This is a genomic window from Streptomyces europaeiscabiei (assembly GCF_001550375.1).
Taxonomy (GTDB): Bacteria; Actinomycetota; Actinomycetes; order Streptomycetales; family Streptomycetaceae; genus Streptomyces; species Streptomyces europaeiscabiei.
In genome coordinates, this window is sequence record NZ_LRTR01000110.1 from 1 (window position 1) to 9,913 (window position 9,913).

Consider the following 9,913-nt stretch of genomic DNA (forward strand, 5'->3'; position numbering starts at 1 on the left):
TGCCGGTCGAGCCCGCGGTGGCCGGCGACCTGGCCGCGAAGACCAAGGACAACCCCCCGCACACCACGTTCTGGCTTCGGCCGGGCAAGCACAGACTCGATCGCGACCGCTACTCCCAGGTCATCCCCAAGGAGGGCAACAGCTACCTCGGGGCGCCGGGCGCGGTGCTCGACGGCCGGAAGACCAACCAGTACGCGTTCGGCGGCAACGCCGCAGGCGTCACCATCCGCTACCTGACGGTGCAGGGTTTCGTCGCGCCGCATGACGAGGGCGTGGTCAACCATGACTCGGCCGACGGGTGGGTGATCGAGCACGCGACGATCCAGAACAACTCCGGCGCCGCGCTGATGGCCGGCGCCCGCCAGCAGGTCCGCGCGAGCTGTCTGCGCGACAACGGTCAGTACGGCATGAACGCGTACAAGGCCACCGGCCGTATCACCGGCCTGGTGGTCGAGGGCAACGAGATCGTGGGCAACAACAGGGACGACTGGGAGAAGCGGCGACCGGGCTGCGGCTGCACCGGAGGCGTCAAGTTCTGGGCCGTCGACGGCGCGGACGTACGCGGCAACTGGGTGCACGACAACCGAGGAGCCGGGTTGTGGGCGGACACCAACAACAACGACTTCCTCATCGAGGACAACGTGATCGAGGCCAACGAGGGGGCCGCGCTGATCTACGAGACCAGCTACAACGCGGTCATCCGCAAGAACAGGATCCGGCGCAACAACTGGGTCGAGGGCCGCACGTACGCCGACCGCGGCGACAACTTCCCGTTCGCGACCATCTACCTGTCCGAGTCCGGCGGCGAACCACGGATCCGAGCCCGCACGGACAAGATCGAGATCTACCGGAACGTGCTGGAGAACAACTGGTCCGGGATCACCCTGTGGGAAAACGCCGACCGGTTCTGCAACAGCCCGGCCAACACCTCGTCCGGTGACTGCACGTTGCTGGTGAAGAAGATCGACCGCTGCGCGCAGCCCGCGATCGCCGCCGCACCGCTCTACGCCGACTGCCGGTGGAAGACCCAGCGGGTGGACATCCACGGCAACCGCTTCGTGCTGGACAAGTCCGTCGTCGACTGCACGGTGAGGTGCGACCGCATGGCGGTGCTGGCCAACTACGGCACCTATCCGGACTGGTCGCCGTACAAGGGCGAGCGGGTGGCCGAGGCGATCACCCGCAAGCAGCACAACAGCTGGCACGACAACGTCTATGTCGGGCCATGGAAGTTCGTCGCCCACGACCCGAGCCGGGTACTCGACTCCTTGCAGTGGCAGGGCGCGCCGTACCGGCAGGACGCGGACAGCACCTTCCGCGCACGGGACGGTGGCTGAGATGAGCCCGGAGCACACGGACCACACGTCGAAGATCGTCGGGACGGCCTGGGGGCTGCTGGTCCTCAACACGCTCGGCTCCGCCGGGGCGAAGACCATCGTCCCGCTGCCCCGCTCCCTCATCCAGATGGTCACCATGGGCGCGCTGGTGGCCGCGTTCACGCTGGCGCTCACGGTCAATCCGCGGCTGCGTATCCGGGCCAGTGCCTTCGTGTTCCTGCTCAGCCTGCTTCTGGTGCCGAGCGTGATCTCCAGCGCTGACCTGGAGTCCGGGTTCGGCGCGGTGTTCCGCTGCGCCCGGCTGGCTCTCTTCGTCGGCACACTGTGGCTGCTCAGCCGCTGGTGGGACGGCGGCCTGACCTTCGTCCGGCTCCACATCCGGATGTATTTCGTGGTCCTCGGATCGGTGGCCGTCGGCGCGGTCATCTCACCGGGCGCCGCCCTGCCCGAGCTCTACGGCGGGCGGCTGGTCGGCGCGTTGTGGCCGCTCACCCCGCCGCAGATCGGACAGTACGCCGCGGTGATCATCGGGCTGGCCGTGCTGCTCGTTCTGGGCCGCCGGACCGACGGGCGCAGCGCGGCGCTGGTCATCGTGCCGGCACTCGTCCTGCTCGCGCTGACCCATACCCGCACGGCCACGCTCGGCCTGCTCATCGGGCTGGTGTTGGCGATCGGCTCGCTCTTCCTGACCAGCGCCGCGGCCCGCCGCTTCTTCGCCTGGGCGGTGCTGTGCGCCGCCGTGGCCGCGGTGGGCTTCGGCTCCGCGCTGCAGGCGTGGTTCCTGCGCGGACAGAGCCAGGAGAACTTCACCAGCCTCACCGGTCGGGCCAAGGTCTGGGAGGCCCTGCTGGCGGCACCCCGGACGACCTCGGAGTACCTGTTCGGCGCGGGCCTGGGCGACAAGTCGTTCGGCGGACTGCCGATCGACAACAGCTGGCTGGCCGTCTACCACGAGCAGGGGGTGACCGGCGTCGCCCTGGTGGCGGCGATCATCATCGTGCTGGGCGGCGTCGCGTTGCTGCGGCCACCGTCGCTGTCCAGGGCCTGCGCGCTCTTCCTGATCAGCTACTGCGCGATCGCCTCGTACACCGAGGCCGGGCTCGGCGACGCCTCGCCGTATCTGCTGCATCTGGCCGTGGCCGCCTCGCTGCTGGCGGCACCGGCCGAGGCCACCGCCCCCTCGACACCCGAAGTCCCCCGACGGCCCGTCCCGCGATGGGTCCGAAGATCGGAGGTGATCTGAGCATGCACGTCCTCGTGGTGCACAACCGCTACGCCTCGGCGCAGCCGAGCGGGGAGAACAAGGTCGTCGACCAGGAGGTAGCGCTGCTGCGCGGGGCCGGCCACCGGGTCGAGGTGTTCGAGCGGCGCAGCGACGACATCGCCGCCCGGTCCCTGCTGGGCAAGGCCGCGCTACCGCTGCTGGTGCCGTGGAACCCGGCGGTCCGCAGGGAGCTCGCCGGCCGGCTGCGCAGCGAGCGGCCGGACGTGGTGCACGTCCACAACGTCTTCCCGCTCCTGTCGCCGGCGGTGCTGGCCGCCTGCGCCGACGCCGGCGTGCCCGCCGTCGCCACGCTGCACAACTACACCCAGGTCTGCCCGCCCGGCACGCTGCAGCGGGACGGCCGGCCGTGCACCGAGTGCGTCGGGTCCGCGCCGCTGCCCGCCGTCCGGCACGGCTGCTACCGCGACTCCCGGCTGGCGACGGTGCCGCTCGCGGTCAGTCTGTCGGTGAACCGGCGGCGGTGGTGGTCCGGCGTGGAGCGGTTCTTCTGCATCTCCGCGGCGCAGCGCGACGTGCTGGTGCGGTCGGGGATGCCGGCCGAGCGGCTGGCGGTGAAGCACAACTTCGTGCCCGACCCGGGCGCCTGCCGTTCGGGCGCGGGCGAGCATCTGCTCTTTCTCGGCCGGCTCGCGGAGGCCAAGGGCGTGCGGCTGCTCATGGCCGCGTGGGACGAACTCGCCGCCGACGGCGGGGTGGGCGTCCCGCTCGTGATCGCCGGTACGGGGCCGCTGGAACCGGAGGTGACCGCCTGGGCGGCGGGCCGGGACGACGTCCGCTACGTCGGCCTCTATGACACGGCGGAGTGCCAGAAGGCCGTCGCGCGGTCGGTCGCCGTGGTGGCGCCCTCCACGTGGCTGGAGGCGTTCGGCCTGGTGGTCGTGGAGGCGATGGCGGCGGGGGTCCCGGTCGTCGCCGCCGGTCACGGCGCCTTCGTCGAACTCGTCGAGGACGGGGTGACCGGGCTGCTGCACCGGCCGGGCGAGCCCGCCTCGCTCGCGTCCTGCCTTCGCCGGATCACGGCCGAGCCGGCCCGCAACGGGGAGATGGGCCAGGCGGCCCGGCGCCGCTACGAGCGCGACTTCAGCCCGGCCGTCGGGCTGGAGCGCCTGGTGGATGAGTACCGCACCGCGATCGCGGGTCGGTCCGGCGGCGGGGACAGCCCGCCGCCGGTTGGGGACAAAAGCACTGGCTCGCGGCGGGGACACCCGCGCGAGCGGGATGGGGGCAGTCAATGACACGATGCCGACTCTGCGGCTCGGCGGCGCTGGTGAGCGTCGTCGATCTGGGCGCGACCCCGCCGTGCGAGAGCTTTCTCGCCGCGGATCAACTGGACCTGCCGGAGCCGGCGTACCCGCTGCACCTGCGGGTCTGCACCGACTGCTGGCTCGCACAGATCCCTCCGCTGATCACGCCGGAGGAGACGTTCAAGGAGTACGCCTACTTCTCCTCCTTCTCCACCTCCTGGGTCGAGCACGCGCGCACGTTCGTCGCCGACGCCGTGGAGCGGGTGGGTCTGGGCCCCGACGCCTTCGTGGTCGAGGTCGCGAGCAACGACGGGTACCTGCTGAGGCACGTGGTGGACCGGGGGATCCGCTGCCTCGGCATCGAGCCCTCGGTGAACGTCGGCGCCGCGGCGCGGGACGCGGGTGTGCCCACGCTCACGGAGTTCCTGGACCCGGTCACCGGCGCCGACGTCCGCGCCGAGCACGGCCCGGCGGACCTGGTCGTGGCCAACAACGTGTACGCGCACATCCCCGACGTGGTCGGGTTCACCCGAGGGCTGCGCGCCCTGGTCTCCGACGACGGCTGGGTCTCGATCGAGGTGCAGCACCTGCTGACCCTGATCGAGGAGAACCAGTACGACACGATCTACCACGAGCACTTCCAGTACTACACGGTCGCGTCCGCGACCCGGGCGCTGGCGAGCGGCGGGCTCACGCTCGTGGACGTCGAGTTGCTGCCCACGCACGGCGGCTCCATCCGGCTGTGGGCCCGGCCGGCCGAGATGGCCGGCGAGCCGACCCGGCGGGTGGCCGACGTGCTGGACCGGGAGAAGGCCGCCGGACTGCAGGAGCTGTCCGGGTACACCGAGTTCTCCGGCCGGGTGGCCAAGGTGCGCCGGGACCTGCTGCGGTTCCTCGTCGACGCGGCCGAGCGCGGCAAGACGGTCGTCGGCTACGGCGCTCCGGGCAAGGGCAACACCCTGCTCAACCACTGCGGCATCCGGCCGGATCTGCTCCCGTACACGGTCGACCGCAACCCCTACAAGCACGGCAGGTTCACCCCGGGCACCCGCATCCCGATCCTGCCGCCCGAGCAGATAGCCGCCGACGAACCGGACTACGTCCTCGTCCTGCCGTGGAACCTGCGGGCCGAGCTGGTCGAGCAGTTGTCCTTCGTGCACGCCTGGGGCGGCCGACTGGTCTTTCCGATTCCGGAACTGAGCATTGTCGAGGTCAAGGCATGAAGGTCGTACTGTTCTGCGGCGGCTACGGGCTGCGGATGCGCAGCGGAGCCTTTGACGACGTGCCCAAGCCGATGGCCATGGTCGGCCCTCGGCCGCTGATCTGGCATGTCATGCGCTACTACGCGTACTTCGGGCACACGGAGTTCATCCTGTGCCTCGGGTACGGGGCTCACCACATCAAGGACTTCTTCCTCAACTACGAGGAGACGACGTCCAACGACTTCGTGCTGCGGGGCGGCCGGACCGAGCTGCTGTCCACCGACATCGCCTCCTGGACGATCACGTTCGCGCAGACCGGCATCGAGTCACCGATCGGGGAGCGGCTGCGCCGGGTGCGGCACCACCTGGACGGCGACGAGATGTTCCTCGCCAACTACGCCGACGTGCTCACCGATGCCCCGCTGCCGGAGATGATCGACAAGTTCGCCCGGCGCGACGCCGGTGCGTCGATGATGGTGGTGCCGCCGCAGTCCTCGTTCCACTGCGTGGATCTGGGCGACGACGGCCTGGTGGGGGGTATCACCGCGGTGAGCGACATGCCGCTGTGGGAGAACGGCGGCTACTTCGTGCTCCGCCAGGAGGTCTTCGACCACATCCCGGAGGGCGGGGACCTGGTCGCCGACGGATGCGCGCAACTGGCCAAGCGGGGGCGGCTGGTGGCACACCAGCACCGCGGCTTCTGGAAGCCGACCGACACCGTGAAGGAGCGGGCCGCGCTCGACGACGCCTACGCACGGGGCGAGCGCCCGTGGGCCGTGTGGGAGCGGGACGGCGTGGATACGGGCGCCGCGGCGAGGACCGTGTGATCCGGCTCGGGGCCGGGCCCCTGGACCGGATCGTCGCGGTGGGCGCCCACTGCGACGACATCGCCATCGGCGCCGGCGGCACGCTGCTGACGCTGTGCCTCGCGCGGCCGGGTATCCGCGTCGACGCTCTGGTGCTCTCCGGCGGTGGCAGCGAGCGGGAGCAGGAGGAGCAGGCCGCGCTCGCCGCCTTCTGCCCGGGTGCCGACCTTCGGCTGACCGTGCTCAAGCTGCCGGACGGCCGGCTGCCGGCGCACTGGGGCGAGGCCAAGGACGCGGTCGAGGAGTTGCGCGGGGGGACCGAGCCGGATCTCGTGGTGGCCCCGCGCACCGATGACGCGCACCAGGATCACCGCGGCCTGGCAAAGCTGGTGCGCACCGCGTTCCGCGACCACCTCGTGCTCGGCTACGAGATCGTCAAGTGGGACGGCGATCTCGGCCGTCCGGCGGCGTACCAGCCGCTGTCGCCGGAGACCGCCGAACGGAAGGTGCGGCTGCTGCAGGAGCACTACCCCTCGCAGCGGCACCGGCCCTGGTACGACCGGGAGGCCTTCCTCGGGCTGGCCCGGATCCGCGGCATCGAATGCCACACCCGCTACGCCGAGGCGTTCGCCGTCACCAAACTCACTCTCGACCTGGGGGAATGAACTGTGCGCGTACTGCTGACCGGACACCAGGGCTACCTGGGCACGGTGATGGCCCCGGTCCTCGCGGACGCCGGGCACGAGGTGGTCGGGCTGGACGCCGGCCTGTTCGCCGACTGCGTCCTCGGCCCGCCGCCCGCGGACCCGCCGGGGCCGCGCGTGGACCTGCGCGACGTCACGGCCGAGCACGTGGCCGGGGTGGACGCCGTGATCCACCTGGCCGCCCTGTCCAACGACCCGCTGGGATCACTGGCGCCGGACCTCACCTACGACATCAACCACCACGCGTCCGTACGCCTTGCCCGGCTGGCCCGCGACGCCGGAGCGCGGCGCTTCCTGTACGCGTCGACGTGCTCGGTCTACGGCGCCGCCGGCGGTGGCGACCTGGTGGCCGAGGACGCCCCGCTGCGCCCGGTGACGCCGTACGCGGAGTCCAAGGTGCGGGTGGAGGACGACCTGCACGCGCTGGCCGACGGCGACTTCAGCCCGGTGTACATGCGCAACGCCACCGCCTTCGGCTACTCACCCCGGCTGCGCGCCGACATCGTGCTGAACAACCTGGTGGGCCACGCCCTTCTGTCCGGCGAGGTCCTGGTGCTCTCCGACGGCACCCCCTGGCGCCCGCTGGTGCACGCCGCCGACATCGCACGGGCCTTCACGGCCGCGCTGGTCGCGCCACGGGAAGCGGTGCACGACCGGGCGTTCAACATCGGCAGCGAGTTCAACAACGTCACGGTCGCCGAGATCGCCGAGCAGGTCGCCGAGGCGGTGCCCGGCGCGAAGGTGGTGATCACCGGGGAGAACGGTGCCGATCCGCGGTCGTACCGGGTGGACTTCTCCCGCTTCCGCGCCGCGATCCCCGGCTTCGACTGCGCGTGGACGGTCAAGCAGGGCGCAATCGAACTCGCCGACGCCTACCGGAAGTTCGGGCTGACCACGGAGGACTTCGAGCGGCGCTTCACCCGCCTCGCCGTGCTGCGCGCGGCATCCGAGGCCGGCGCCGTCGACGACACCCTGCGGTGGCGCCGATGACCGCGGTCGGCGAAGAGATGCACGCACTGGTGGAGCGGTTGTACCCGCTGTGCCGGAGCATCACCGGTGACGGTGTGCGCGCCACCCTGGAGATCGTCGGCGAGTACGTCCCGCTGCGGGTGCACGAGGTGCCGACCGGAACCCAGGTGCTCGACTGGACGGTGCCGCAGGAGTGGAACATCCGGGACGCGTACATCGCCGACAGCGCCGGCGACCGGGTCGTCGACTTCGCCGCGTCCAGCCTGCACGTGCTCGGCTACAGCGTGCCGGTGTCGGCGACGATGCCGCTGTCCGAGCTGCGTGGGCATCTGCACACCCTGCCGGACCACCCCTCCTGGGTGCCGTACCGCACCAGCTACTACAAGCCGGAATGGGGGTTCTGCCTGGCCCAGGAGACCTTGGACGCGCTGCCGGACGGCGAGTACGAGGTCCGCATCGATTCCACCCTCGCCGACGGCCACCTCACCTACGCCGAGCACGTGGTCCCCGGGCAGGTCGCCGACGAGGTGATCGTCTCCTGCCACGTCTGCCACCCGTCCCTGGCCAACGACAACCTGGCCGGCATCGCGGTGGCGACGTTCCTGGCCCGGTCGCTGGCGGAGCGGACGCCGCATTACACCTACCGGTTCATCTTCGCGCCCGGCACCATCGGGGCGATCACCTGGCTGGCCCGCAACGCGGAGCGGATCGAGCGGGTCAAGCACGGCCTGGTGCTGGCCTGCGCCGGTGACCCGGGCCGGCTGACGTACAAGCAGAGCCGGCGCGGCGACGCGGAGATCGACCGGGTGATGCGGCACGTGCTCGCCGCCTCCGAACGCCCGCACCACGTCAACGAGTTCACACCGTACGGCTACGACGAGCGGCAGTACTGCTCGCCCGGGTTCGATCTCGGTGTGGGCTCGCTCAGCCGGACCCCGTACGCCGGCTATCCCGAGTACCACACCTCGGCGGACAACCCGGGCTTCGTCTCCCCGGAGGCGATGGCGGACACGCTCGCCGTCTGCCGCGAAGCGTTCGCCGTCCTCGACCGCAACCGGCGGTACGTCAACCTCAGCCCCTACGGCGAACCGCAGCTGGGCCGACGCGGCCTGTACGACGCGCTCGGCGGCCGCAGCGACACCAAGCAGGCCCAGATGGCCATGCTCTGGGTGCTCAGCCTCTCCGACGGCGAGCACGGTCTGCTGGACGTCGCCGAACGGTCCGGGCTGCCCTTCGACACCGTCGCCGCCGCGGCCGACGCCCTGCACGGCGCCGGGCTGATCAAGGTATGACGCCGATGGCCACCGAGGAGGAGAAGACGACGACGGCACCGGCCGGATCCGCCCGGCGGGCCTTCGTCGGCCGGCTGTCCTGGGGACTGGCCGACCAGGCGGCCTCCAGTATCAGCAACTTCGCGGTGGGCATCTACGTGGCGCGCTCGCTGGGAGTGACCGCCTTCGGCGTGTTCAGCCTTGCCTGGGTGACGTACGGCGTGGTGCTCAACGTCTCCCGCGGCCTGGCAACCGATCCGCTCGTGGTGCGCTTCAGCGGCGTGTCGGACGCTTCCTGGCGCGGTGCGGTGGCCCGGTCGTCGGGTACCGCTCTCGGCGTCGGTGCCGCCATCGGCGCGGCGTGTCTGGTGGTCGGCCTCGCGCTCGGCGGCCGCGTGGGGCCCGCGTTCGCCTGTCTCGGCGTCATGCTGCCGGGACTGCTGCTGCAGGACGCCTGGCGGTATTCGTTCTTCGCCGCGGGAACGGGGCGGAAGGCGTTCGTCAACGACCTCGTGTGGGGCGTCGCGCTCGTCCCCGCCATGGTCATGGCGGCCCGCGTGGGCAGCGTGGCCGCTTTCGTACTCGCCTGGGGCGCGTCCGCCACGGTCGCCGCGGGGTACGGCTGCCTCCAGTCCGGTGTCCGGCCCCGGACGACCAGGGCACGTGCGTGGCTTCGCGAGCAACGCGACCTCGGCTACCGGTACCTGGTCGAGAACGTCAGCCTCAGCGGCGCGAGCCAGTTGCGTGCGTACGGGCTCGGCGCGATCGTCGGGGTCGGCGCGGTGGGCGCGGTCCGGGGCGCCGAGCTCATGCTCGGCCCGTTCCTCGCCGTGCTGATGGGTCTCTCGCTGGTCACCGTCGCGGAGGCGGCACGGGTGGTGCGGCAGGCCCCGCAGCGGCTCGGCGCGTTCTGCCTCCTGCTCGGCGGCGGGCAGGCCGTCGCCGCGCTGCTGTGGGGCGGGGCACTGCTCCTGATGCCGGACCGGCTCGGCGAGTTCGTGCTCGGCGAGGTATGGCACACCGCCTCACAGCTCATCGTGCCGGTCACCCTCGGCGTCGCGGGCGCCGGCCTCGGCACCGGCGCGGCGGCCGGGC

At 71.5% G+C, this 9,913-nt stretch carries 9 protein-coding genes; all 9 read left to right on the top strand.

All coding sequences use genetic code 11. The features are described from left to right. A partial coding sequence (locus AWZ10_RS04810) for a right-handed parallel beta-helix repeat-containing protein (RefSeq protein WP_060890526.1) occupies positions 1-1,337 on the top strand: 1,337 nt, incomplete at its 5' end. A gap of 1 nt (position 1,338) precedes the next feature. Further along, positions 1,339-2,580, top strand: coding sequence for a hypothetical protein (locus tag AWZ10_RS04815; RefSeq protein ID WP_060890527.1), 1,242 nt, complete (start codon positions 1,339-1,341; stop codon positions 2,578-2,580). Positions 2,581-2,582: 2 nt separating this feature from the next. Then, complete coding sequence (locus tag AWZ10_RS04820; RefSeq protein WP_060890528.1) at positions 2,583-3,857, top strand: glycosyltransferase; 1,275 nt, start codon at positions 2,583-2,585, stop codon at positions 3,855-3,857. Then, entirely contained in the window at positions 3,854-5,089 is a 1,236-nt protein-coding gene (locus AWZ10_RS04825) for a class I SAM-dependent methyltransferase (RefSeq protein ID WP_060890529.1), read from the top strand. The genes AWZ10_RS04820 and AWZ10_RS04825 overlap by 4 nt, the downstream gene beginning before the upstream one ends. Next, on the top strand, positions 5,086-5,895 hold the full coding sequence (locus AWZ10_RS04830; RefSeq protein ID WP_060890530.1) for a glycosyltransferase family protein: 810 nt from the start codon (positions 5,086-5,088) through the stop codon (positions 5,893-5,895). The genes AWZ10_RS04825 and AWZ10_RS04830 overlap by 4 nt, the downstream gene beginning before the upstream one ends. Beyond that, positions 5,892-6,539, top strand: a complete 648-nt coding sequence (locus AWZ10_RS04835; RefSeq protein ID WP_060890531.1) for a PIG-L deacetylase family protein — start codon at positions 5,892-5,894, stop codon at positions 6,537-6,539. The genes AWZ10_RS04830 and AWZ10_RS04835 overlap by 4 nt, the downstream gene beginning before the upstream one ends. Positions 6,540-6,542: 3 nt before the next feature. Then, entirely contained in the window at positions 6,543-7,568 is a 1,026-nt protein-coding gene (locus tag AWZ10_RS04840) for an NAD-dependent epimerase/dehydratase family protein (protein WP_060890532.1), read from the top strand. Next, positions 7,556-8,839, top strand: a complete 1,284-nt coding sequence (locus AWZ10_RS04845) for a DUF4910 domain-containing protein (protein WP_060890533.1) — start codon at positions 7,556-7,558, stop codon at positions 8,837-8,839. The genes AWZ10_RS04840 and AWZ10_RS04845 overlap by 13 nt, the downstream gene beginning before the upstream one ends. Then, positions 8,836-9,913, top strand: a 1,078-nt coding sequence (locus AWZ10_RS04850; RefSeq protein WP_107417379.1) for an MATE family efflux transporter, incomplete at its 3' end; no start/stop codon positions are given. The genes AWZ10_RS04845 and AWZ10_RS04850, both read left to right, overlap by 4 nt.